Below are 25,571 nucleotides of genomic sequence, written 5' to 3' on the forward strand. Positions count from 1 at the left end.
AGAACCGTGACCCTCATCTACGGCCATCGCGGCGCCAAGGGCGAAGCACCGGAAAACACCCTGACCAGCTTTCAGGAATGTCTCAAGCACGGCGTGCGTCGCTGCGAACTGGACCTGCACCTGTCCATGGACGGCGAGTTGATGGTCATCCACGACCCGACCCTCAAGCGCACCACGGACCGTCGCGGCAAGGTCGTCGAACACACGGCGGCCGAGCTTGTGACTTACGACGCGCGCAAAGGTGGCCCGGGCTGGCTCAAGCCGTGCCCGATTCCGACGCTGGAACAACTGTTCGAGAAATGCGACTTCGATCACTGGCAACTGGAAGTCAAAAGCGCATCGAGGATGCGTGCCGCGACCACCGTGCTGGCGATTCGCGAAATGGTGCAGCGTCATGGCCTGATGGACAAGGTGACCATCACCTCGAGTTCACGCGAAGTATTGAAGGCCGCGCTGGAACTGGTGCCGGACGTGTCCCGCGGGCTGGTGGCCGAGTACGCCTGGCTCGACCCGCTGAAGGTCGCGGCGAGCTATGGCTGCGAGATTCTGGCGCTGAACTGGACCCTGTGCACGCCGGAACGCCTGCAAAGGGCGCAGCGTCAGGGGCTGCATGTGTCGGTGTGGACCGTCAACGAGCCTGCGCTGATGCGCAGACTCGCCGACTTCGGCGTTGACAGCCTGATTACAGACTTTCCCGGTTTGGCCACCGCCACGCTCGAGAATTGCTGAAATCGGTCTCCCCGGCCGGCTCAGGCCACCGGCCGGAGCCCGTCAAAAAAGCCGGTTGAGGCCGTCGTACGCGGCTACCCGATAGGCTTCGGCCATGGTCGGGTAGTTGAACGTGGTGTTGACGAAATACTTCAGCGTGTTCAGTTCGCCCGGCTGGTTCATGATCGCCTGACCGATGTGCACGATCTCCGACGCCTGATAACCGAAGCAGTGAACGCCCAGCACTTCCAGGGTCTCACGGTGGAACAGGATCTTCAGCATGCCTTGCGGCTCGCCGGCGATCTGCGCCCGCGCCATGCTCTTGAAGAACGCCTTGCCCACTTCGTACGGCACCTTGGCCTGGGTCAGTTCCTGCTCGTTCTTGCCGATCGAGCTGATCTCCGGAATGGTGTAGATGCCGGTCGGCACGTCATTCACAAAGCGCCAGCTGCCGTTATCGACGATGCTGCCAGCGGCCGAACGGCCCTGGTCGTGGGCGGCACTGGCCAGGCTCGGCCAGCCAATCACGTCACCGGCGCCGTAGATATTCGGCACGCAGGTGCGGTACGCCTCATCGACTTCGATCTGGCCACGGCCGTTGACCTTCACGCCGATGTTTTCCAGACCCAGCTGATCGGTGTTGCCGGTACGGCCGTTGCACCAGAGCAAGGCGTCGGCCTTGATCTTCTTGCCGGACTTGAGGTGCAGGATCACGCCATTGTCCACGCCTTCGACGCGGTCGTAGTCTTCGTTGTGGCGAACCGTGATGTTGTTGTTGCTGAAGTGATAACTCAGGGCCTGGGAAATTTCCGAGTCGAGGAAGCTCAGCAACTGACCACGGTTATCCACCAGTTCGACCAATACACCCAGACCGCTGAAGATCGAAGCGTATTCGCAACCGATCACGCCGGCGCCGTAAACGATGAGTTTGCGCGGGGTGTGGCCGAGGCTGAGGATGGTGTCGCTATCGTAGATACGCGGGTGGTGGAAATCGATGTCCGCCGGGCGATAAGGACGCGAACCGGTAGCGATGATGATGTGCTTGGCCACCAGTTTTTCGACCACGCCGTTGGCGCAGACCACTTCGATGGTTTGCTCGTCGGCGAAGCTGCCGGTGCCGAAGAACACGTCGACGCGGTTACGGGCGTAGTAGCCGGTACGCGAAGCGACTTGTTTGGAGATGACCTTCTCGGCGCTTTTCAACACGTCCGGGAAGGAGAACCAGCGCGGCTCACCAATGGCCCGGAACATTGGGTTGGTGTTGAATTGCATGATCTGCCGCACCGAGTGACGCAGTGCCTTGGACGGGATGGTGCCCAAGTGAGTGCAGTTGCCGCCGACCTGGCGACGGCTATCGACCATCGCCACCTTGCGCCCTGCCTTGGCGGCGTTCATTGCCGCGCCTTCCCCCGCCGGGCCGGAACCCAACACCACCACGTCGTAGTTGTAGACAGCCATGCGTACTCCTCAGAACAGGCCGCGGCACCCTCGGCACCTGCGGCTAAATCACGCCAATGCGTGGCATGAAGGAACAATTTGGGGCCAGTGCAGAACCCGGACACAGTCTATAGAAGCGTCAACGCCGCGCACATTAACCCTTGGTCGCGTCGTAGGCTACTTTTGCCTGCGCTACAACGCCAGTTTTCAATGCTCAAATCGCCGAAATCATTCGGTTTTTTCGCCACTGAGGCGTTCAAAAGCGTGACTGCTGCGCGTGACGAAACCTGTATCGGCACGAATAACAAAAAATGCGCCGATATCGTGTTTTTCTGCGTAGTCCCAACCGCGCTCCGGGCCGAGAATCAGCAACAGCGTCGATAAGCCATCGGCCATCAACGCCGAAGGATGAATCACTGTGACCGACGCCAGGTTATGTGAGACCGGCGCACCGGTGCGCGCATCGAAGGTGTGGGAAAAACGCTGGCCGTCCTGCTCGAAGTAATTACGATAGTCGCCGGAGGTGGACAGGCCATGGCCGTCGACAACAATGACGCGCTCGGCCACCTGCCGATCATCCCGCGGCTCTTCCAGAGCGATGCGCCATGGCGAGCCATCAGCCTTCTTGCCGGACGCCTTGAGCTCGCCCGTCGCTTCGGCGAGGTAGTCGTGAATGCCCATCGCCTCGAGTCTTGCGGCAATCGTGTCCACCGCAAAACCGGCGGCGATGCTGTTGAAGTCGACCTCGACGGCGGCATCCTTGCACAACTGGTCGCCCTCGATGCGCAAGTGCTCATGGCCGACGCGTTTGCGGGCTTCGGCGAGCGCGTCGGCGGTCGGGACACTTTCCCCACGGGCCAGCGGACCAAATCCCCAGAGATTGAGCAACGGCTCCACTGTCAGATCGTAGGAGCCTTCACTTTGCACTGACAGTCGCTCGCCCACGCGGACCAATTCGAGGATCGACGCCGGCATTGCCTGACAGCGGTTGGCCGGCAATGCATTGAAGCGCTCGATGTCCGAGTCGCTGCGGTAGGTCGACATTTGCCGGTCAATGTCAGCGAGGATCTGCTCAACCTGGACGCGGACCTCGTCCGGCGCCGGAAGGCCGGCATGGCGCACATACTTGATCGAATAAGTGCTGCCCATGGTCGGGCCGCCGAAGGTTTCCAGAGTGTCGCCGTTGCCGCAGCCTGATAGTGCGCCGAGCAGCAAAAATGCCACCCCCTGCCACCTGATCAACAATTCCCGAGCTCCCCGAAATATCCCCTGACACACCGCCAGGGCCAGCCATTATGCGATAGAACTGTGGGAGCGGGCTTGCCCGCGAAGAGGCCGGCACATTCAACAGAGATGTCGACTGATCCACCGCTTTCGCGAGCAAGCCCGCTCCCACAATTTTGAACTTCAGTGACCGCCAATCCCACGGCCGGCCACAATCCCTGTGGGAACGGGCTTGGTCCGGGCGGCGATCCGACGATGAGGCCAGTCCGAACAACACATCCCTCAACAGACAAAAGCAGCACAAACAAAAACGCCCCGACCAAGGTCGGGGCGTTTCATGTGCAGCTAAAGGCTTAGCGCGGGAATGCTGGCGGGTTTACACCGGCCATGTCTTCCATCACGCGAACCACCTGGCAGCTGTAACCGAACTCGTTGTCGTACCAAACGTACAGAACAACGCGGTTATCCTGGGTGATGGTCGCTTCAGCGTCCACTACGCCTGCGTGGCGCGAACCAACGAAGTCGGTGGAAACCACTTCCTGGGAGCTCACGTAGTCGATCTGCTTGTGCAGGTCCGAGTGCATGGCCATCTGGCGCAGGTACTCGTTGATCTCTTCGCGAGTGGTGGCCTTTTCCAGGTTCAGGTTCAGGATGGCCATCGACACGTTCGGCGTAGGAACGCGAATCGCGTTGCCGGTCAGCTTGCCCTTGAGCACTGGCAGCGCCTTGGCGGCTGCGGTGGCGGCACCGGTCTCGGTGATAACCATGTTCAGCGGCGCGGCGCGGCCACGACGGCTGCCCTTGTGGAAGTTGTCGATCAGGTTCTGGTCGTTGGTGAACGAGTGAACGGTTTCGACGTGGCCGTTGATGATGCCGTACTTGTCGTTGACTGCCTTGAGCACCGGCACGATGGCGTTGGTGGTGCAGGAAGCCGCCGAGATGATCTTGTCGTCAGGAGTGATTTCGCCGTGGTTGATGCCATGCACGATGTTCTTCAGCGCGCCCTTGCCAGGTGCGGTGAGGATCACGCGGGCAGCGCCCGGGCAGGCCAGGTGCTGGCCCAGGCCGTCAGCGTCACGCCATACACCGGTGTTGTCGACGATCAGAGCGTTTTCGATGCCGAACTGGGTGTAGTCGACTTCGGCCGGGCTCTTGGCGTAGATAACCTGGATCAGGTTGCCGTTGGCGGTGATGGTGTTGTTGGCTTCATCGATGGTGATGGTGCCATCGAACGGGCCATGGACCGAGTCGCGGCGCAGCAGGCTGGCACGCTTGACCAGGTCGTTCTCGGCGCCCTTGCGGACAACGATGGCGCGCAGGCGCAGGCCGTCACCACCACCGGTCTTCTCGATCAGGATGCGCGCCAGCAGACGGCCGATACGACCGAAGCCGTAGAGGACAACGTCGGTGCCTTTACGGGCCGATGCGTTTTGCTGGCCAACCACGTCAGCCAGTTCTTCACGGACGAACTGCTCGGCAGTACGGCCATTGCCTTCGGCCTTGAATTTGGCCGCCAGCTTGCCCAGGTCCACCGAAGCGGCGCCGAGCTTGAGCTCGCTCATCGCCTTGATCAGCGGGAATGTTTCGTGGACGGACAGCTCGCTTTCGTCGGACTGACGGTGACGAGCAAAGCGGTGAGCTTTGAGAATCGCAATGACTGAACGATTGATCAGGCTGCGGCCATAGATCGAGCTCACCACGTTGTTATTGCGGTAGAGCTGACCGATAAGCGGAATCATCGCTTCTGCGAGTGCTTCACGGTCGATCCATTCACCAAGACACTGGTCGGGCTTCTGAGTCACGGGAACCTTCCACATGTAGGGGCAGAAAAAAGGGGCTACATTATGCCGCCGAGTGAGCGCCGTAGCAATGCGCGCCCGTCGTGCTTTACGTAACAAATCGTCGTTCAAAAAAATCACGCATCGCGCCAGCCCAATAAAGCCGGGGCTTTCAGCGCAGTCAATTTTTTGGTGGTCACGCTTCCTTGTCCGTAACCCTCCGTAACACTCGTTGTTTTTGCCACTACATATTCAGTAATTTTAGGTAAAAAACCGCCGAATTTTGTCTTTACCACTACATTTCGTCCGACCAGCGCTTTAGACGCAGTCAGCAACTGACAGGCGGCATCGTTGACCGCTACAATTGCCGACTTTGTCGCAACGCTTGGAGCTCAACCTTCCGTGCCCGTTCTGCGTCTACCGCTTCTCCCTGCCGCGGCAGGTAAACAGCACTGGGGCAACCTGCCCGGTGCCGCCCTGAGCCTGGCCATCGCCGAGGCCGCCAGCGCTGCCAAGCGCTTTACCCTGCTGCTGACCGCCGACAGCCAAAGTGCCGAACGGCTGGAACAGGAGCTGGGCTTCTTCGCCCCGGATTTGCCCGTATTGCACTTTCCCGACTGGGAAACCCTGCCCTACGACCTGTTCTCGCCGCACCAGGACATCATTTCCCAGCGCATCGCCAGCCTGTACCGGCTGCCGGAACTGAGCCATGGCGTGCTGGTGGTGCCGATCACGACCGCCTTGCACCGCCTGGCACCGACCAAATTCCTGCTCGGCAGCAGCCTGGTGCTGGATATCGGCCAGAAGCTCGACGTCGAGCAAATGCGCACCCGCCTTGAAGCCACGGGCTATCGCTACGTCGATACCGTGTATGAACACGGCGAGTTCACCGTTCGCGGTTCGCTGATCGATCTGTTCCCGATGGGCAGCAAGCTGCCGTATCGCATCGATCTGTTCGACGACGAAATCGAAACCCTGCGCACCTTCGACCCGGAGAACCAGCGCTCCATCGACAAGGTCAACTCGGTCAAGCTATTGCCGGCCAAGGAATTCCCGCTACAGAAAGAAGCGGTCACTCGCTTCAAGGCCAGGTTCCGCGAGCGTTTTGACGTCGATTTCCGCCGCTGCCCGATTTTCCAGGACTTGAGCAGCGGGATTACCCCGGCCGGTATCGAGTACTACCTGCCGCTGTTCTTCGAAGAAACCTCGACGCTGTTCGATTACTTGCCCCAGGACACGCAAGTGTTTTCCCTGCCGGGCATCGAGCAAGCCGCGGAAAACTTCTGGAACGACGTGCGCAATCGCTATGAAGAACGCCGCGTCGACCCGTCCCGTCCTTTATTACCGCCCGCCGAACTGTTCCTGCCGGTGGAAGACTGCTTCGCGCGCCTGAAGAACTGGCCGCGCGTGGTGGCCAGTCAACAGGATGTAGAAAGCGGTAGCGGTCGCGAGCGTTTCCCGGCACGCGAGTTGCCCAACCTGGCGATCGAAGCCAAAGCCACCCAACCGTTGGCCGCACTGGCAGAGTTCCTTGACCAGTTCCCCGGTCGCGTGCTGTTTACCGCCGAATCGGCAGGCCGCCGCGAAGTGCTGCTGGAACTGCTGGAACGCCTGAAGCTGCGACCGAAGACCGTCGACAGCTGGCCAGACTTTGTCGCCGGCAAGGATCGCCTGGCGATTACCATCGCCCCGCTCGACGAAGGCTTGCTGCTGGACGACCCGGCCCTGGCCCTGGTTGCCGAAAGCCCGTTGTTCGGCCAGCGCGTGATGCAGCGCCGTCGCCGCGAAAAGCGCACCGATGCCAACAACGATGCCGTGATCAAGAACCTCACCGAGCTGCGCGAAGGTGCACCGGTGGTGCACATCGACCACGGCGTCGGTCGCTACCTGGGCCTGGCGACCCTGGAAATCGACAGCCAGACCGCCGAATTCCTCGCCCTGGAATACGCCGAAGGCGCCAAGCTCTATGTGCCGGTGGCCAACCTGCACCTGATCGCCCGCTACACCGGCAGCGACGATGCCCTGGCCCCGCTGCACCGCCTCGGCTCCGAGACCTGGCAAAAAGCCAAGCGCAAAGCCGCCGAACAGGTGCGCGACGTGGCCGCCGAGTTGCTCGACATCTATGCACGCCGCGCCGCCCGCGAAGGTTATGCCTTTGCCGATCCGAAAGCCGACTACGCCACCTTCAGCGCCGGTTTCCCGTTCGAAGAAACCCCGGATCAGCAAACCACCATCGAAGCGGTGCGCGAAGACATGCTCGCGCCCAAGCCAATGGATCGCCTGGTGTGCGGCGACGTCGGCTTCGGCAAGACCGAAGTGGCGATGCGCGCCGCGTTCATTGCAGTCCACGGTGGACGCCAGGTGGCGATCCTGGTGCCGACCACCCTGCTCGCCCAACAGCATTACAACAGCTTCCGCGACCGCTTTGCCGACTGGCCGGTGAGCGTGGAAGTGATGAGCCGCTTCAAGTCGGCCAAGGAAGTGAATGCGGCGGTTGCGGACCTGGCCGAAGGCAAGATCGACATCGTCATCGGCACGCACAAGCTGCTGCAGGACGACGTGAAGATCAAAAACCTCGGGCTGGTGATCATCGACGAGGAACACCGTTTCGGCGTGCGCCAGAAAGAACAGCTCAAGGCCCTGCGCAGCGAAGTCGACATCCTGACCCTGACCGCCACGCCGATTCCGCGCACGCTGAACATGGCGGTGTCGGGCATGCGCGACCTGTCGATCATCGCCACGCCGCCGGCCCGTCGCCTGTCGGTACGCACCTTCGTCATGGAGCAGAACAAGAGCACGGTCAAAGAGGCCTTGCTGCGTGAGTTGCTGCGTGGCGGCCAGGTCTACTACCTGCACAACGACGTGAAAACCATCGACAAATGCGCCGCCGATCTGGCCGAACTGGTGCCGGAAGCACGGATCGGCATCGGTCACGGGCAGATGCGCGAGCGCGATCTCGAACAGGTGATGAGCGACTTCTATCACAAGCGCTTCAACGTGCTGATCGCCTCGACCATCATCGAGACCGGCATCGACGTGCCGAGCGCCAACACCATCATCATCGAGCGCGCCGACAAGTTCGGCCTGGCACAACTGCACCAGTTGCGCGGCCGGGTCGGACGCAGCCACCACCAGGCCTACGCCTACCTGTTGACGCCGCCGCGCCAGCAAATCACCCCGGACGCGGAAAAGCGCCTGGAAGCGATTGCCAACACCCAGGACCTCGGCGCGGGCTTCGTGCTCGCCACCAACGACCTGGAAATCCGTGGCGCCGGCGAACTGCTCGGTGACGGTCAGAGCGGGCAGATCCAGGCTGTCGGCTTCACGCTGTACATGGAAATGCTCGAGCGCGCGGTGAAATCGATCCGCAAGGGCGAGCAGCCAAACCTCGATCAACCGCTCGGCGGCGGTCCGGAAGTCAACTTGCGGGTACCGGCGCTGATCCCGGAAGACTACCTGCCGGATGTCCACGCCCGCCTGATTCTCTACAAGCGCATTGCCTCGGCCACCGATGAGGACGGCCTCAAGGATTTGCAGGTAGAGATGATCGACCGTTTCGGCCTGTTGCCGGAACCGACCAAGAACCTGATCCGCATCACAGCATTGAAATTGCAGGCCGAGCTACTGGGCATCAAGAAAGTCGATGGCGGCCCGCAAGGCGGTCGCGTCGAGTTCGCGGCACAGACGCCGGTCGACCCGCTGACCCTGATCAAACTGATCCAGAGCCAGCCAAAACGCTACAAATTCGAAGGCGCCACGATGTTCAAGTTCATGGTTCCGATGGAGCGCCCGGAAGAGCGCTTTAATACTGTAGAGGCGCTGTTCGAGCGCCTCGTTCCGAAAACTGCTTGAAGGACGCCGCATGCGCCTGTTTCGCTCTCTGACCTTGCTGACCCTGTTGATGCCAGCGCTGGTCGCACCCACGGCATATGCCGATGACCTGTATCAGGTCGAAATGATTCTGGTCCGTCAAAACGCCGTGCCGGCGGTTGTCAGCCGCGCCGCACCGGAAGACTGGGCGGCTGGCGCCCAACCGGTCAGCCCCGACAGCCTGCGTACGCCAAGCCTGAATGGCGAGGTGGAAAAACTCACCAGCAGCGCCGACTACACGGTGTTGCTGCACAAGGCCTGGCAACAGCCCCTCGGCGAAACTGCCAGCAAAGTGGCGATCAGCGACGGCAAGGAACAGTATGGTCAGTTCCCGATCGAGGGCACATTGAACATGACGCTGGGACGCTTTACCGACGTCGACGCCGATTTCTGGGTCAACCAGATCGATGCCAATGGCATGGTGACCGCCAGCGAGCGTCTGAAACAGGAAAGCCACACCAAGAACGGCCAGTTGAATTTCCTCGACAACGGGCACCTCGGCCTGCTGATCAAGATCACTTCGCTGACCGCTCCCGCCCCCCGAGCAGCTCCCGAAGAAATTCCGGACTGATTGAAGTCTCTATGTCCGCGACCCTGAGCAAACCCCTGGCACCGTCCTGGGTCAGCCGATTCAAGGAACAGAGCCTGGAGCGTGGCCGCCGCTACGCGCTGGAGAATCGTGTCAGGATCGTCGAGGCCGGCGACGCCACGATCATTGCCGCCTGCGAAGGCTCTGGCGGTAACGTTTACCGTCAGACCATTCGCCTGCGCGAGTCAGCCAAAGGCACGCTACTGATGGTCGACGCCACCTGCTCCTGTCCGGTCCACAACAACTGCAAACATTGTGCAGCGGTGCTCCTGCAAGTGCAGGAAACCCTCGACTACCCCGCTGCCGCCAAAGACGCCGAACTCCTGGAAAAGCTCCAGGCAGTCCTGGAAAACCGCAGCCCGAAAGCCCCGCCGCAAGTGCTGGTGGACAACGTGCAACCGGTACCGCGCCTGTGGCTGGCCAGCATCGAGTTCAGCGCGTTCGAACCGCGCAACGGCCGAATGCAGCGCTACATCCAGCATCGGGCGGCACTGTCCTTCAGTTACCTGGACGAGTACGTTTGCGGGCAGAAAAACGCCGACATCCTGATACGCCAGGAAATCCAGACGCTGCGGATAAAACGCCACCCGGAAGTGGAACAGTCCTACCGGGAACAATTGCGAATCCTCGGCTTCAAAGTCGCCACCCGGCAAAGCAAGGCCTTGCCGGAAAGTGCCGGCGAGCTGTTCGAGATGGTCAATGACAGCGCCTGGCTGACCTTTACCCTCAATGAACTGCCGAAGCTGCGCACCCAGGGCTGGGAATTGCAGATCGACGAGGACTTCGGTTTCGACCTGACCGCGGTAGACGACTGGTACGCCACGGTCGAACAGGCTCCGGAGCGCGACTGGTTCGATCTGGAACTGGGAATCATCGTCAATGGCGAACGCCTGAGCCTGTTGCCGATCCTGCTTAACCTGATGCGCTCGCACACCGAAATCCTCAACCCGGAACGCCTGGCCCGACGCCGCGACGACGAGCTGATCCTGGTCAATATCCCCAATCGCCCGAACTCCGAGCACGGCCCACTGCAAGTCGCCCTGCCCTTCGGCCGCTTGAAGCCGGTGCTGGCCACCCTCGGCGAGTTCTACCTGCAGGAGCCCGGCGACACCACGCTGCGCCTGAGCAAGGCCGATGCCACGCGCCTGAACCCGCTGGAAGACATGCCACTGCTCTGGGAGGGTGGCGAACAGATCCGCACCTTTGCCCAGCGCCTGCGTGACATCAAGAACCACACGGCCACCGCCCCGGACGGCCTGAATGCGACGCTGCGTCCGTATCAGCTTGAGGGCTTGAGCTGGATGCAATCGCTGCGGCAGCTGGAGGTGGGTGGAATTCTCGCGGACGACATGGGCCTGGGCAAAACCCTGCAGACACTGGCGCACGTGCTGAGCGAGAAAAACGCCGGCCGCCTCGATCGGCCGTGCATGGTGGTGATGCCGACCAGCCTGATCCCCAACTGGCTCGACGAAGCGGCGCACTTTACGCCGCAGCTCAAGGTACTGGCGCTGTACGGTGCCAGCCGCAAAAAGCACTTCGACAAGCTGGCTGACTACGATCTGATCCTGACCACCTATGCGCTGCTGCCCAAGGATGTCGAACGCCTGGCGGCGCAGCCTTTGCACATACTGGTGCTGGATGAAGCGCAATACATCAAGAACCCGAGCAGCAAGGCCGCACAGGCTGCCCGCGAGCTCAATGCCCGGCAGCGCCTGTGCCTGAGCGGCACACCGCTGGAAAACCATCTCGGCGAACTCTGGTCGTTGTTTCACTTCCTCTTGCCCGGCTGGCTGGGCGACGTCAAAAGCTTCAACCGCGATTACCGCGTGCCGATTGAAAAACGCACCAGCGAGGTCAGGCTCCAGCACCTCAACGGCCGGATCAAACCTTTCCTGCTGCGCCGCACCAAGGAACAGGTGGCCACCGAGCTGCCGCCGAAAACCGAGATCATCCACTGGGTCGAACTCAACGAGGCCCAGCGCGACGTGTACGAAACCATGCGCCTGGCCATGGACAAGAAAGTCCGCGACGAGATCACCCGCAAAGGCGTGGCCCGCAGCCAGATCATCATTCTCGAAGCACTGCTCAAGCTGCGCCAGGTTTGCTGCGACTTGCGCCTGGTCAACGAGGCGACCCTGCCAAGCCGTGGCGGCACGTCGGGCAAGCTCGACAGCCTGATGGAAATGCTCGAGGAATTGTTCGAGGAAGGTCGACGGATCCTGCTGTTCTCGCAGTTCACCTCGATGCTGTCACTGATCGAAGACGAACTGAACAAACGCGGCGTGGCCTACGCCCTGCTGACCGGCCAGACCCGCGACCGCCGCACCCCGGTGAAGGAATTCCAGAGTGGCAAGCGTCAGATATTTCTGATCAGCCTGAAGGCCGGTGGCGTTGGCCTGAACCTGACCGAGGCCGACACGGTGATTCATTACGACCCGTGGTGGAACCCGGCGACGGAAAACCAGGCGACCGACCGCGCATATCGCATCGGCCAGGAGAAGCCGGTGTTTGTCTATAAGTTGATTGCGCGCGGCACGGTGGAAGAAAAGATTCAGCACCTGCAAAAGGAAAAATCCGACCTCGCGGCCGGTGTATTGGATGGGCGCAAGGCCGGGGACTGGAAGCTGCAGAGCGATGATATCGAGGCGCTGTTTGCGCCGCTGCCGGAAAACCTTGAAAAGCGTTGAGACTTTCGGCGCCTGATCCGGCCTCTTCGCGGGCAAGCCCGCTCCCACAGTGTTTTTGTGTTGCCTCCACTGTTGAGGTTAAACACAAATCAAATGTGGGAGCGGGCTTGCTCGCGAAGGGAGCGACTCGGTATAGCGCCTGACTCAGCCCTTGAGCACCCGCGCCAGTGTCGATTTCACCTTGCCCATGCCGTCATGCAACGCCTGCTCGATCTCGGCCATGGTGATCACCGCCGTCGACTTGCCCGCCGCCGGGTTCACCACCAGCGCCAGACAGGCGTAATCCAGTTCCAGCTCGCGAGCCAGGGCCGCTTCCGGCATACCGGTCATGCCGACGATGTCGCAGCCATCGCGCTCCAGTCGGGCGATTTCAGCCACTGTCTCCAGGCGCGGCCCTTGCGTGCAGGCATACACGCCATGACTGCTGTAGCCCACACCTTCCGCTGCCAATGCCGCAATCAATTGCTGGCGCAATGGTTCGCTGTAGGGGTAGCTGAAGTCGATATGGGTAACGTGTTCCAGGTCATCGGCAAAGTAGGTGTGCTCACGACCGCTGGTGTAGTCGATCAACTGATGCGGCACGCAGAAATGCCCGGTGCCCATCGCGGCATGGATGCCGCCCACGGCGTTGACCGCCAGAATGGCTTCGGCACCGGCCTGCTTCAGCGCCCAGAGGTTGGCGCGGTAGTTGACCTGATGCGGCGGAAAACGATGGGGATGACCGTGACGCGCGAGGAACAGCACTTCCTTGCCGGCATACTCGCCGATCTGAACGTCGGCCGAAGGCGCGCCATAAGGCGTGTCCACTGCCAGTGACTGGCGAATGCTCAGGCCTTCGAGTTGAGTCAGGCCAGTGCCACCGATAATCGCGTAAACCGTCATAACGAACAGTCCTTAATCAATCAATTGAGCTTCTTTGAGCGCGCCGACAGCGGCCAGCCAGCGCGGGTCTTGACGGTATTCGGTACTGGCGAACGACTGGCCGCGCATCCGCGCAATGCGCTCGGAAGGCTTGACCTTCAGGCGTTGCGCAGCGCTCAGGGCCAGTTCGGCGGCCGCTCGATCGTTGCACACCAGGCCCATGTCGCAACCGGCAGTCAGCGCCGCTTCGATACGGCTGGCGGCATCGCCGACCACGTGAGCGCCTGCCATGGACAAGTCGTCACTGAAGATCACGCCATCGAACTGCAACTCGCCGCGCAGGATGTCCTGCAACCAGCGGCGGGAGAAACCAGCGGGCTGGGAATCGACTTGTGGATAAATAACGTGGGCCGGCATGACCGCGGCCAGTTGCTTGCTCAATTTGGCAAACGGCACCAGGTCATTGGCGCGGATCTCGTCGAGACTGCGCTCGTCGTTGGGAATCGCGACGTGGGAATCCGCTTCAGCCCAGCCATGGCCAGGGAAATGCTTGCCGGTAGCCGCCATCCCGGCGCTATTCATGCCGCGGATGAATGCACCCGCGAGCAAGGCAGCGCGCTCGGGATCACCTTCGAACGAACGGGTGCCGACAACGGCGCTGCGCTGGTAATCGAGGTCGAGCACCGGGGCGAAGCTCAGGTCCAGGCCAACGGCCAACACTTCGGTCGCCATGATCCAGCCGCACTGCTCGGCCAGGTATTCGGCGTTCGGATTGTCGGCAATGGCGCGCATGGCGGGCAAGCGCACGAAACCCTGGCGCAGGCGCTGCACGCGGCCACCCTCTTGATCCACCGCCAATAGCAGATCCGGACGAATGGCTCTGATCGCCGCACTCAATTCACGCACCTGGCGTGGGTGCTCGATGTTACGGGCAAAAATGATCAGGCCACCCACTTCGGGCTGGCGCAACAATTGGCGATCTTCAGCCGTCAGCCAGGTACCGGCGACGTCCACCATCAACGAGCCTTGCAAGCCAGCAGTCATAAAAATTCCTTGATAACAGTTAACCCGGCCCACACGGATTCGCCGCCTGGCACAGTGCCCGGCAGGTCGGCGATATCAATGGGAAACGGGTTCAGAACGAGAGTCGGCATGGGCGGCTAGCTTAGCGGATGTCAGCTGCCGCGCCCACCCGTGTGCGGTTAAACCTTGGCGGCAACCGGAGTCGATTTGCTGCGTGGACGCAACTGGGCCGTGGCCATGGCCACATCCGTCACACCGGATTCGGCACGCATGCCGGCAGCCAGGAATGGCACCATCAGGCGCATGACCTGCTCGATGGAGGTGTTCACGCCGAAATCGGTTTCGGCAATCGCGCGCAAGGCCTTGATACCGGACATGCTGAACGCCGCCGCACCCAGCATGAAGTGCACGCGCCAGAACAGTTCGATGGGCGGAATACGTGGCGCCGCTTCGTTGACCAGCATCATGTAGCGGCGGAACACCTTGCCGTACATGTCTTCCAGATAACGACGCAAGTGCCCCTGGCTCTGGCTGAACGCCAGCCCCAGCAAACGCATGAAGATAGACAGGTCGTTGCCACTGCGCGGTTGCACCACCAGTGCCTGCTCGACAAGGATTTCCAGCAACTCTTCGAGAGTAGGCTTGATGTCGGGCTTGGCCTGGCGCCGCTCCAGCTCTTTATCGAGACTGATGCAGAACGGCCCGAGGAACCGCGAGAAAACCGCCTGGATCAACGCCTTCTTCGAACCGAAGTGATAGTTCACCGCTGCCAGGTTGACACCGGCCTTGCTGGTGATCAGGCGCAACGAGGTTTCGGCGAAACCTTTTTCCGCGAACAACTGCTCGGCAGCATCAAGAATGCGTTCAACGGTTTCCGACTGGGCCATGGCTACTCCGCCTGACAAACACTTGTTTGAAACATACGTTTCAGCCTGTGCATTGTCAAGTCTGGCAGTTCGTTTCGGGAATGGTCGGTCAGACATTTAACCACACAACGGCGAAGCTTCAATCCACTGACTGTTCGACCGTCCGGCGGCGACTGAAAAATGGGGCATTGCCAAGACCGCCTCACTGTATATAATCCCAGTCACTGTATAAAAAAACAGAGCGATCGATATGCTAAAGCTGACGCCACGACAAGCAGAGATTCTGGCCTTCATCAAACGCTGCCTGGAAGACAACGGGTATCCACCCACCCGCGCGGAAATCGCTCAGGAACTGGGTTTCAAGTCACCCAATGCGGCGGAAGAACACCTCAAGGCACTGGCCCGCAAGGGTGCAATCGAGATGACGCCTGGCGCCTCCCGTGGCATCCGCATTCCTGGCTTCGAAGCCAAGGCCGACGACTCCACCCTGCCGATCATTGGCCGGGTCGCAGCCGGCGCCCCGATTCTTGCGCAGCAACACATCGAAGAGTCCTGCAACATCAATCCCGCCTTCTTCCATCCGCGCGCTGACTACCTGCTGCGCGTCCACGGGATGAGCATGAAGGATATCGGCATTTTCGACGGCGACCTGCTGGCGGTCCACACCACCCGCGAAGCCCGTAACGGCCAGATCGTGGTGGCGCGAATCGGCGACGAAGTGACCGTCAAGCGCTTCAAGCGTGACGGCAGCAAAGTCTGGCTGATCGCCGAGAACCCCGAGTTCGCCCCTATTGAAGTGAACCTTCAAGACCAGGAACTGGTGATCGAAGGCTTGAGTGTCGGCGTCATTCGCCGCTAAAGGAGGCTCCATGCAGTTCCCACAGCCATCACCACAGCAAACCCAACTGCCGTTGTTCGAAGCGTTCATGGCACAGCCATTGGCGCCGATCCTGAAAGACGTAGTCGAGTCCCCCTGGAGCGCCGAACCTGACGTTTTCAGCGAGCTGTCACTGCGTGGTGCAGCCGGGAACTGCCTGAACCTCCTGGCACCGATCCTCAGGGAATTGAGCCAGGACCAGGACGCACGCTGGCTGACACTGATCGCGCCGCCCGCCAGCCTGACTCAAGCCTGGTTGCGAGATGCCGGCCTCAATCGCGAGCGCATTCTGTTGCTGCAACCGCGGGGCACCCAGAGCGCCCAGCAATTGACCTGCGAAGCCCTGCGCCTGGGTCGCAGCCACACGGTGGTCAGCTGGATCAACCCGTTGAGCCCCCAAGCGCGGCAACAACTGATCAGCGCCGCCCGTACCGGGGACGCTCAGAGCCTGAATATTCGATTGGGTTAACTGGCAGACAAGACGCGTGCTTCACCGCGTGAGGCTTCTCCAGGGACAGAGAAGCCGATGAGTAACGACATCAAGAAAAGCGACAGACGGGGGTCAATGAAGAACCCGCGACCCCTCTTCCTTGTCGAATTCGCCTTCAACCAGGCGACCCGCCATCTGAACACCCACGCTCAACATCGCCTTGGCGACCTCCACGTGCTGCCCCTGCAGGAATGCCTTGGCGTCCTCGGAGAAATCCAAAGTAACCAGAGAACCCTCGTCCTCGGCCCTGCGCAGCTCGATACGGCCGTCTGGTAACTCGACAATTTCTAGAAAGGACGTTGGCATAAAGGACTGTTCTCCACGAAAGGCGGGGATTATATAGGCATCGCGCGGGCTTCGCTTGGGATCTTGACCAGATGTCATCCCAAAAATGTTTCTGTCAGCACTCGTTCAGGCCTTCACGAAAGCGGATCGCCAACCCCTTCAGATTCTGGCGCCAGCTCTCCAGCTCCTCCCGACTCAGCTCCTCCACTGCCTCCTCTTCATCCAGATTGACAGCCTGAATCAGTGGCTGGGTCACGTCCCCTTTCGGCTTGTGGGGTGCGCGTGGCGGCTGAAACAGCGCAGCATGGGCGGCCAACAGCTTGGCCAGCCAGGTCTCCGGGTTATTGGCCAACTCGACCAGCTCAGCCATTTCCGGAATGGCGATGGTTTCCAGCACCTCGCGAGTCAGCAACAACTCTGCACGGGGTGCATTGGCCTGGGGCAAGCGATAGAAACCGGCGATTTCGTGACACAGACCCAACAGCGCGCCGTACAGGTGAAACAGCGCGGATTCGCGTCCGGCCTGGATCAGCGCCAGCGAATTCATCGCCCGCCCCTCTTCAGTGCGGGCCAGTGCTTCGAGCGACAAGCCGGCGAAATAAATCTTCTGATTGGTACGGGTATACAGTTCGTGGGCCATGACGGCAGCCTCCACAACGAAATAATTGCTTCATGCAGGTTGGACAGTGTCGTGGATCAGCCGATCCGACCGCAAGCCCAAAACAATAAAGGCCGCATGAAAACCCGAGGGTTCTCATGCGGCCTTTTCAGTGCCGCGACGCTTTACGCCTTCGCTGCCGGGCGCTTGTCTTCGACCGTCCACTTGCCGCCGTCGTAGAACGCTTTCCAGCCAGTCGGCTTACCCTCGACCTCGGTCTGCACGTACTGTTCCTTGGTCTTGCGACTGTAACGAATCACAGTCGGGAGGCCATCCGGATCTTTCTTCGGCGCTTCGCAGAGGAAGTGATACTTCGGATCGATCTCATCCTTGTGCGGGACGATTTCCATCACCAGCGGAGCACGGGTCTCGCGGTTTTTCGGGAACTGGCTGGCCGCCAGGAACAGACCGGATGCACCGTCGCGCAGGATGTAGGTGTCGTTGACCTTTTCGCACTTCAGCTCAGGCATCTTCACCGGATCCATCTTCGGCGGCGCCGCATCACCGCTCTTCAGCAGTTTTCGGGTGTTCTTGCAGGTAGCATTGGTGCAACCGAAGAACTTGCCGAAACGGCCGGTCTTGAGCTGCATCTCGCTGCCACACTTGTCGCACTCCAGGCTCGGACCTTCATAGCCTTTGATGCGATAAGTGCCCTCTTCGATTTCGTAGCCATCGCAATCCGGGTTGTTACCGCAGATGTGCAGCTTGCGCTTTTCATCGAGCAGGTAGGCATCCATCGCCGTGCTGCAGATCGGGCAGCGATGCTTGCCACGCAACACCAGCGACTCCGACTCACCCTCGTCGTCCGCAGCGATTTCGTCGCCCGGCACCAGGTTGACGGTGGCCTTGCAGCGTTCTTTCGGCGGCAGGCTGTAGCCCGAGCAACCGAGGAACACACCGGTCGACGCGGTACGGATCTGCATCGGTCGACCGCAGGTGGTGCACGGAATGTCAGTCATGACCGGCTGATTGGCCCGCATGCCGTTTTCCGGGCTTTCGGCTACTTCGAGTTTCTTCTTGAAGTCGCCGTAGAACTCGTCGAGTACGTTTTTCCAGTCGCGTTCGCCCTGGGCCACGTCATCGAGATGCTCTTCCATGCCGGCGGTGAAGCCGTAGTCCATCAGGTTGGAGAAGCTCTCGGCCAGACGCTCGGTGACGATGTCGCCCATCTTTTCCGAGTAGAAACGACGGTTGTGCAGCGCCACGTAGCCGCGGTCCTGGATGGTCGAAATGATCGCCGCGTAGGTCGAAGGACGACCGATGCCGCGTTTTTCCATTTCTTTTACCAGGCTGGCTTCCGAGTAACGCGCCGGCGGCTTGGTGAAGTGCTGGGTCGGATCAAGCTTGATCAGCTTCATCGCGTCGCCCTGGGCCATGTCCGGCAGTACGTCGTCATCGCCTGGCTTGGCGATTTGCGGCATGACGCGGGTGTAACCGTCGAACTTCAGGATGCGGCCCTTGGCGCGCAGCTCGAAGTCGCCGGCACCCACAGTGACCGTAGTCGACAGGTATTGCGCCGGCAGCATCTGGCAAGCGAGGAACTGGCGCCAGATCAGCTCGTAGAGGCGCTCAGCGTCACGCTCCATGCCCGACAGCTTGCTTGGCTCGGTATTGGCGTCGGACGGACGAATCGCTTCGTGAGCCTCTTGTGCGCCTTCCTTGCTGCTGTAGACGTTCGGGGTTTCCGGCAGGTACTTCTTGCCGAACTCGCCTTCAATATAGGTACGCGCCATCGCCACGGCATCAACCGAGAGGTTGGTGGAGTCGGTACGCATGTAGGTGATGTAGCCGGCTTCGTACAAACGCTGGGCCATCATCATGGTCTTCTTCACACCGAAGCCCAGGCGGTTACTCGCGGCCTGCTGCAGGGTGGAGGTGATGAACGGTGCCGACGGCTTGCTGCTGGTCGGCTTGTCTTCGCGCTTGACGATGCTGTAGCTGGAAGCCTTGAGCTTCTCCAGCGCGGCCATGGCCTGGGTTTCGTTGAGCGGCTTGAAGGCTTCGCCCTTTTCGCGAGCCACGTCGAAACGCACGGTCGCGCCTTTGGCGGTACCGAGGTCGGCGTGAACTTCCCAGTATTCTTCCGGGATGAACGCACGGATCTCGCGCTCACGCTCAACGACCAGTTTCACGGCAACCGATTGCACGCGACCGGCGGACAGACCGCGAGCGATCTTGGCCCACAGCAGTGGCGAAACCATGTAGCCCACGACGCGATCGAGAAAACGACGCGCCTGCTGGGCATTGACACGATCGATATCCAGCTCGCCTGGTTTTGAGAAGGCTTCCTGGATCGCCTTCTTGGTAATTTCGTTGAACACCACGCGCTTGTAGCGGGTGTCGTCACCACCGATGGCTTCGCGCAGGTGCCAGGCAATGGCTTCCCCCTCGCGGTCCAAGTCGGTTGCGAGATAGATGGTGTCAGCATCCTTGGCGAGCCGGCGCAGCTCTTCGATGACTTTTTCCTTGCCCGGGAGGATCTCGTACTTGGCTTTCCAGCCATGATCCGGATCGACACCCATGCGCGCGACCAGTTGCTTGCGCGCCTTTTCTTTCGGCGACAGTGCCGGCACTTCACCCGCAGCAGCCTTGCCGCGCTTGGCGGCTGGCTCTTTGCTGGCGCTAGCCGAACCGCTGGTGGGCAGGTCTCGGATATGGCCGATACTCGACTTCACCACGTATTCGTTGCCCAAATACTTGTTGATGGTCTTGGCCTTAGCCGGGGATTCCACAATGACCAGCGATTTGCCCATGGATCAGAAAATTCCTGAATTCGAGAAGTGAAAGGCGGTTGGCGCCTGACGCGGCACCGCTATATATAGTGGCAACAAGGTGAGGTCAAGCGCAGGGTTTTGCGCGCACTCAGCTTATGGCTTGTTGAAAAGGCTTTCTTCGGCCTGCACCAAAGCAAAGCGTGGCACCTGTTCGCCGTCAACTTCGACAGACTCCAGGAACATGCTCAAGGGACGCACCCAAAAGCCGTAATCGCCATACAGGGCTTGATAGAAGACCACTTCTTCTTCGGTTTCCGAATGCCGCGCAACACTGAATACGCGGTACTGCGGACCTTTGTAATGTTGGTAGAGCCCAGGTTGTATCGGCATGCTTTGGCCCTCACTGAAATTTTTTCAAAATAAAAACAAAAATAAATCCGGAAAAACAAAAACCGGGGCACTTGGCCCCGGCTTCCATCAACGAAACGCTTAAACGCGTTCGAAGACGGTGGAGATGCCTTGGCCGAGACCAATGCACATGGTGGCTACCCCGAAGGTACCGCCATTCTGCTTCATCACATTGAGCAAAGTGCCGGAGATACGCGCACCGGAGCAACCGAACGGGTGGCCCAGGGCGATCGCGCCGCCGTGCAGGTTAACCTTCTCGTTCATCTTGTCGAGCACTTTCAGATCTTTCAGCACCGGCAGGGCCTGTGCGGCGAAAGCTTCGTTGAGCTCGAAGAAGTCGATGTCGGAGATACCCAGACCCGCGCGCTTCAATGCTTTTTGTGTGGCCGGTACTGGACCATAGCCCATGATTGCCGGATCCACACCTGCCACTGCCATCGAGCGAATCACCGCCAGAGGCTGGATGCCCAGGTCCTGTGCGCGCTGCGCTGACATCACGATCATGCACGAGGCACCATCGGTGATCTGCGACGAGGTGCCCGCTGTCACGGTGCCGCCCTTCGGATTGAACGCCGGCTTCAGAGCCGCCAGGCTTTCCAGGGTGGTTTCCGGACGAATGGTTTCGTCGTAGTCGAAGGTTTTCAGGAAACCGTTCTCGTCGTAGCCCTGCATCGGGATGATTTCGTCCTTGAACTTGCCTTCCACAGTCGCCTTGTGGGCGAGTTGGTGGGAGCGCACGCCGAAAGCGTCCTGTTGCTCGCGAGTGATGCCGTGCATCTTGCCCAGCATTTCCGCGGTCAGGCCCATCATGCCCGAGGCTTTCGCCGCGTACAGCGACATGTGCGGGTTCGGATCGACACCGTGCATCATGCTCACGTGGCCCATATGCTCGACGCCACCAACCACGAAAACGTCACCGTTTCCGGTCATGATCGCTTGCGCAGCAGTATGCAGAGCGCTCATGGACGAGCCACACAGGCGGCTGACAGTCTGGCCGGCCGAGGTGTGCGGGATCTGGGTCATCAGCGACGCCATGCGCGCGATGTTCCAGCCCTGCTCCAGGGTCTGGTTCACACAGCCCCAGATCACGTCTTCGACTTCGCTCGGGTCAACCTTGACGTTGCGTTCCAGCAGTTTGCTGATCAGGTGCGCCGACATGTCTTCGGCGCGGGTGTTGCGGTGCATGCCGCCCTTGGAGCGGCCCATCGGAGTACGACCGAAGTCGACAATCACGACGTCTCTAGGATTCAAGCTCATAAGTTCACTCTCACTCTAGTTGGGGGCGCTTAACCGAAGAAGCTCTGGCCGTTCTTGGCCATTTCGCGCAGCTTCGCGGTCGGGTGGTACAGCGCGCCCAAATCAGCGTACTGGTCAGCCAGGGCGACGAACTCTGCCACACCGAGCGAGTCGATGTAACGCAGCGCACCGCCACGGAATGGAGGGAAACCAATACCGTAGACCAGACCCATGTCGGCTTCGGCAGCGGTTTCGACGATGCCGTCTTCCAGGCAACGCACGGTTTCCAGGCACAGCGGGATCATCATCCAGTTGATGATGTCTTCGTCGGTGACTTCGCGCTGCTCGTAAACGATCGGCTTGAGCACTTCCAGCACCGACGGATCGGCGACTTTCTTCTGCTTGCCCTTCTTGTCGGTCTCGTAGGCGTAGAAGCCCTTGCCGTTCTTCTGGCCCAGGCGCTTGGCTTCGTAGAGCACGTCGACGGCCGAGCGACGGTCGTCCTTCATGCGGTCCGGGAAGCCTTCAGCCATCACGTCACGACCGTGGTGACCGGTGTCGATGCCGACCACGTCCATCAGGTAGGCCGGGCCCATCGGCCAGCCGAATTTTTCCATGATCTTGTCGATACGGACGAAGTCCACACCGGCGCTGACCAGCTTGGCGAAACCGCCGAAGTACGGGAACAGGACGCGGTTGACCAGGAAGCCCGGGCAGTCATTGACCACGATCGGGTTCTTGCCCATTTTCTTGGCGTAGGCAACGGTGGTGGCAACCGCCAGCTCGCTGGACTTCTCGCCACGGATCACTTCCACCAGCGGCATCATGTGCACCGGGTTGAAGAAGTGCATGCCGACGAAGTTTTCCGGACGCTTGAGGGCCTTGGCCAGCAAGGTGATGGAAATGGTCGAGGTGTTGGACGCGAGGATGGTGTCCTCTTTGACCTGGTCTTCAACTTCAGCCAGTACGGCTTGCTTGACCTTCGGGTTCTCGACGACCGCTTCGACCACCAGGTCCACGTGACCGAAATCACCGTAGGACAGGGTTGGACGGATGCCGTTGAGCACTTCAGCCATTTTCGCGGCGGTCATGCGACCTTTATCAACGCGGCCAACCAGCAGTTTGGCGGCTTCGGCCAGACCCTGCTCGATACCGTGCTCGTTGATGTCCTTCATCAGGATCGGCGTGCCTTTGGAAGCCGACTGGTAGGCGATACCGCCACCCATGATGCCGGCGCCCAGTACGGCGGCCTGCTTCACGTCCTTGGCGATTTCGTCGTAGGCCTTGGCCTTCTTCTTCAGTTCCTGATCGTTCAGGAACAAGCCGATCAAGCTCTGCGCGGCAGAGGTCTTGGCCAGCTTGACGAAACCGGCAGCTTCAATTTCCAGCGCCTTGTCGCGACCGAAGTTCGCGGCTTTCTGGATGGTCTTGATCGCCTCAACCGGCGCCGGGTAGTTCGGGCCAGCCTGGCCGGCCACGAAACCTTTGGCGGTTTCGAAAGCCATCATTTGTTCGATGGCGTTCAGCTTGAGCTTTTCCAGCTTCGGCTGGCGCTTGGCCTTGTAGTCGAACTCGCCGGAGATGGCGCGCTTGACCAGTTCCAGCGCAGCATCCTGCAGCTGCTCTGGAGCAACCACTGCGTCGACGGCGCCGACTTTCAGCGCGTCTTCAGGACGGTTTTCCTTGCCGGCGGCAATCCACTCGATGGCATTGTCGGCACCGATCAGGCGCGGCAGGCGCACGGTACCGCCGAAGCCCGGGTAGATGCCCAGCTTGACTTCCGGCAGACCGATCTTGGCCTTGGTGGACATGACGCGGTAGTCCGCCGCCAGGCACATTTCCAGACCGCCACCCAACGCGATGCCGTTGATCGCGGCTACGGTCGGGACGTTGAGGTCTTCGAAATCGCTGAAAATCTTGTTGGCTTCGAGGTTGCCAGCAACAAGTTCTGCATCCGGCAGCTTGAAGTTGTCGACAAATTCGGTGATGTCGGCGCCGACGATGAAGACGTCCTTGCCACTGCTGACGATCACGCCCTTGATCGAAGCATCTGCCTTGATGGTGTCTACGGCCTGACGCAGTTCGTTCAGGGTTAGACGGTTGAACTTGTTGACGGACTCACCCTTGAGGTCGAACTTCAGTTCGACGATGCCACTTTCAAGAGCCTTAACCGTGATGGCTTTACCTTCGTAAATCATCAACTGATCTCCACGATATGGAAGCTGAACAGTACACGTCGGACGCAGGCGAATGGCTTGGCAGGGACGTTGATCGTCAATGCTACGCCCATTCCCCCGGCACACCCGCCAACGCGATAGTCGGGATTCTGTAGGAGCGATCTGAAATACAAACGCTCAATTCATACGCCCGTTTGATTTGGGTACGTCACCTTCACGGAATTTCCGACAATTGTCAATCGCCTGAAAAACGGGTTGAAACGCGACTTTCCGGTCATTTCCGTACTGCGAAGACCTTAAACACGCCGAAGCATGCAAGGTCATTCATAGAATCAATTGTTAGAAAAGTCGCCCTAATTCGCTGCAGCCCGTGTTTAACAAGCTACGCTGGCGCAACCAGGGGAAAAAGTTGAACGCTTTGGCGAATGCCCAGCGTAAGATCAGCCCACACCGCTTTACCGGCCTGCCTGGCCAACCCCGCCCGATGATTTTGTCGGGCTTTTTATTGCCTGAAGATTTTTACTGCTTGCGGTGTCAGGCTAATGCCTTGAGCGTGGCATCGATCTGTTGCAACACCTCGGCCTCGCCCTTTTCGCCCCAATACAAGGCGATTATTTGCTTGTCGGCCTCGACCTTGAAGACATTGCCTGGCAATTTTTCGAAATGATCGAGCAGCGGCCGATCTTCACATATTTCCTGCCATTGATTGACCCAGACACCCGGTGATTTTTGCCAGTAACTCCAGCACGCCGGCTGACTGCCACGCCGCGGACGATGATACTGGGCGCAGGGGCTCGGCGGCTCCTGGCTGAGCCAGTGTGGCCACTCCTGAGGTGCCAATTGCATGGCCAGCCCGATGCGCCGGGCCTCCATCCGCAGGGCGATACGCCCACTCTGGGCACGTGAGGGGCGCAACCATGCCAGCGGGCTGAGTACCACCAGCAGGATTGACACCACTATCCAGACCGTCATATCTGTACTCCCGAATTTGAATGAGCCCATTGTGTCACTTTGGAACCAATGCGCTTGAAACCAGCCATACTTACCAATATTGCATCCCTCAGGAGGAGCACCTCATGCCCTACAACCATATTCTGGTCGCTGTAGATCTGACCGAAGAGTGCGACCCTGTCATTCACCGCGCTCGCGAACTGTCGGTGAGCAATGGCGCGAAATTGTCGCTGGTGCACATTGTCGAGCCGATGGCGATGGCCTTCGGCGGCGACGTGCCGATGGACCTGTCACAACTGCAACAGCAGCAGTTCGATCAGGCCAAGGAGCGTCTTGAACGCCTGAAGCACAAATACTCAGAGCTTGAGGGCTCCAATTGCCACCTCACCTACGGCCAGCCACGCCAGGAAATCCATCACTTCGCCAAGGAACAGCAATGCGACCTGATAGTGGTCGGCAGCCATGGCCGGCATGGCCTGGCACTGCTGCTGGGCTCCACCGCCAATGACGTGTTGCATGGCGCACCTTGCGATGTGCTGGCGGTGCGTCTGCAAAACAAAAGCTGACAACACAAATCATTGTGGGAGCGGGCTTGCTCCGGGCGGCGTTCCGACGAAAGCGGTGTGACAGACGACCCATTCGTTGAATGTTAAACCGCCTTCGCGAGCAAGCCCGCTCCCACATTGGATCTGCGGCAACCCGCAGATTGCATTGCATATGAAAAGCCCGGCG

The 25,571-nt window shown here is 60.1% G+C and carries 20 protein-coding genes; 7 read left to right on the top strand and 13 right to left on the bottom strand.

Annotation, left to right across the window (positions count from 1 at the left end):
- Window positions 1-6 precede the first annotated feature (6 nt).
- Entirely contained in the window at window positions 7-729 is a 723-nt protein-coding gene (locus tag AC3IT6_RS20000; RefSeq protein WP_489352225.1) for a glycerophosphodiester phosphodiesterase, read from the top strand.
- A 42-nt stretch (window positions 730-771) separates the two neighbouring features.
- On the opposite strand, the gene sthA is transcribed toward AC3IT6_RS20000, so the two are convergent.
- From sthA to AC3IT6_RS20015, 3 genes are all read right to left on the bottom strand, one after another.
- Entirely contained in the window at window positions 772-2,166 is a 1,395-nt protein-coding gene (gene sthA / locus AC3IT6_RS20005; RefSeq protein ID WP_489352227.1) for a Si-specific NAD(P)(+) transhydrogenase, read from the bottom strand.
- Between the two features lie 207 nt (window positions 2,167-2,373).
- Window positions 2,374-3,390, bottom strand: a complete 1,017-nt coding sequence (locus AC3IT6_RS20010; RefSeq protein WP_489352229.1) for an FAD:protein FMN transferase — start codon at window positions 3,388-3,390, stop codon at window positions 2,374-2,376.
- 332 nt (window positions 3,391-3,722) lie between these two features.
- Window positions 3,723-5,186, bottom strand: coding sequence for a glyceraldehyde-3-phosphate dehydrogenase (locus AC3IT6_RS20015; protein WP_489352231.1), 1,464 nt, complete (start codon window positions 5,184-5,186; stop codon window positions 3,723-3,725).
- A 363-nt stretch (window positions 5,187-5,549) separates the two neighbouring features.
- On the opposite strand from AC3IT6_RS20015, the gene mfd reads away from it, so the two are divergent.
- Genes mfd through AC3IT6_RS20030 form a run of 3 tightly spaced genes read left to right on the top strand, consistent with a single transcriptional unit; the run spans window position 5,550 to window position 12,293 of the window.
- The gene (mfd, locus tag AC3IT6_RS20020; RefSeq protein WP_489352233.1) at window positions 5,550-8,999 is read left to right on the top strand and encodes a transcription-repair coupling factor; all 3,450 of its coding nucleotides are present in this window, start codon (window positions 5,550-5,552) and stop codon (window positions 8,997-8,999) included.
- Window positions 9,000-9,009: 10 nt separating this feature from the next.
- Window positions 9,010-9,588 (top strand): CsiV family protein, encoded by a 579-nt coding sequence (locus tag AC3IT6_RS20025; RefSeq protein WP_223442024.1) that lies wholly within the window; start codon window positions 9,010-9,012, stop codon window positions 9,586-9,588.
- A gap of 11 nt (window positions 9,589-9,599) precedes the next feature.
- Window positions 9,600-12,293, top strand: a complete 2,694-nt coding sequence (locus AC3IT6_RS20030; RefSeq protein WP_489352236.1) for an SNF2-related protein — start codon at window positions 9,600-9,602, stop codon at window positions 12,291-12,293.
- Window positions 12,294-12,437: 144 nt separating this feature from the next.
- Here AC3IT6_RS20030 and AC3IT6_RS20035 read toward each other — a convergent pair whose 3' ends face one another.
- The 3 genes from AC3IT6_RS20035 to AC3IT6_RS20045 form a co-directional block, all read right to left on the bottom strand.
- On the bottom strand, window positions 12,438-13,175 hold the full coding sequence (locus tag AC3IT6_RS20035; protein ID WP_007974037.1) for an S-methyl-5'-thioinosine phosphorylase: 738 nt from the start codon (window positions 13,173-13,175) through the stop codon (window positions 12,438-12,440).
- A 12-nt stretch (window positions 13,176-13,187) separates the two neighbouring features.
- Window positions 13,188-14,198, bottom strand: a complete 1,011-nt coding sequence (gene nagZ / locus AC3IT6_RS20040; protein WP_056722002.1) for a beta-N-acetylhexosaminidase — start codon at window positions 14,196-14,198, stop codon at window positions 13,188-13,190.
- Window positions 14,199-14,356: 158 nt separating this feature from the next.
- Window positions 14,357-15,064 carry a TetR/AcrR family transcriptional regulator gene (locus tag AC3IT6_RS20045; RefSeq protein WP_223442011.1) on the bottom strand — a complete coding sequence of 236 codons (708 nt, stop codon included), beginning with the start codon at window positions 15,062-15,064 and terminating at the stop codon, window positions 14,357-14,359.
- A 229-nt stretch (window positions 15,065-15,293) separates the two neighbouring features.
- Between AC3IT6_RS20045 and lexA the strand changes: the two genes are divergently transcribed.
- Window positions 15,294-15,902 (top strand): transcriptional repressor LexA, encoded by a 609-nt coding sequence (gene lexA / locus AC3IT6_RS20050; RefSeq protein ID WP_007995278.1) that lies wholly within the window; start codon window positions 15,294-15,296, stop codon window positions 15,900-15,902.
- Between the two features lie 10 nt (window positions 15,903-15,912).
- Complete coding sequence (sulA, locus tag AC3IT6_RS20055; RefSeq protein ID WP_489352239.1) at window positions 15,913-16,389, top strand: SOS-induced cell division inhibitor SulA; 477 nt, start codon at window positions 15,913-15,915, stop codon at window positions 16,387-16,389.
- Between the two features lie 93 nt (window positions 16,390-16,482).
- Here the strand turns inward: sulA and AC3IT6_RS20060 are convergent, their stop codons facing one another.
- The 7 genes from AC3IT6_RS20060 to AC3IT6_RS20090 all read right to left on the bottom strand — a co-directional run bounded on the left by AC3IT6_RS20060 (window position 16,483) and on the right by AC3IT6_RS20090 (window position 24,860).
- Window positions 16,483-16,716, bottom strand: a complete 234-nt coding sequence (locus tag AC3IT6_RS20060; protein ID WP_046041430.1) for a hypothetical protein — start codon at window positions 16,714-16,716, stop codon at window positions 16,483-16,485.
- A 94-nt stretch (window positions 16,717-16,810) separates the two neighbouring features.
- On the bottom strand, window positions 16,811-17,335 hold the full coding sequence (locus tag AC3IT6_RS20065) for a DUF6586 family protein (protein WP_150724703.1): 525 nt from the start codon (window positions 17,333-17,335) through the stop codon (window positions 16,811-16,813).
- Between the two features lie 143 nt (window positions 17,336-17,478).
- On the bottom strand, window positions 17,479-20,106 hold the full coding sequence (gene topA / locus AC3IT6_RS20070) for a type I DNA topoisomerase (RefSeq protein ID WP_150755196.1): 2,628 nt from the start codon (window positions 20,104-20,106) through the stop codon (window positions 17,479-17,481).
- A 114-nt stretch (window positions 20,107-20,220) separates the two neighbouring features.
- Window positions 20,221-20,457 (bottom strand): DUF1653 domain-containing protein, encoded by a 237-nt coding sequence (locus AC3IT6_RS20075; RefSeq protein ID WP_008050054.1) that lies wholly within the window; start codon window positions 20,455-20,457, stop codon window positions 20,221-20,223.
- Window positions 20,458-20,556: 99 nt separating this feature from the next.
- On the bottom strand, window positions 20,557-21,732 hold the full coding sequence (gene fadA / locus AC3IT6_RS20080; RefSeq protein ID WP_053160736.1) for an acetyl-CoA C-acyltransferase FadA: 1,176 nt from the start codon (window positions 21,730-21,732) through the stop codon (window positions 20,557-20,559).
- A gap of 29 nt (window positions 21,733-21,761) precedes the next feature.
- Window positions 21,762-23,909 (bottom strand): fatty acid oxidation complex subunit alpha FadB, encoded by a 2,148-nt coding sequence (gene fadB, locus AC3IT6_RS20085; protein WP_423502097.1) that lies wholly within the window; start codon window positions 23,907-23,909, stop codon window positions 21,762-21,764.
- Window positions 23,910-24,422: 513 nt separating this feature from the next.
- The gene (locus AC3IT6_RS20090; RefSeq protein ID WP_423502096.1) at window positions 24,423-24,860 is read right to left on the bottom strand and encodes a hypothetical protein; all 438 of its coding nucleotides are present in this window, start codon (window positions 24,858-24,860) and stop codon (window positions 24,423-24,425) included.
- Window positions 24,861-24,964: 104 nt separating this feature from the next.
- Between AC3IT6_RS20090 and AC3IT6_RS20095 the strand changes: the two genes are divergently transcribed.
- Window positions 24,965-25,405, top strand: coding sequence for a universal stress protein (locus AC3IT6_RS20095; RefSeq protein ID WP_008050059.1), 441 nt, complete (start codon window positions 24,965-24,967; stop codon window positions 25,403-25,405).
- Window positions 25,406-25,571: the final 166 nt, after the last annotated feature.

This window comes from Pseudomonas sp. KH_017, assembly GCF_057840285.1.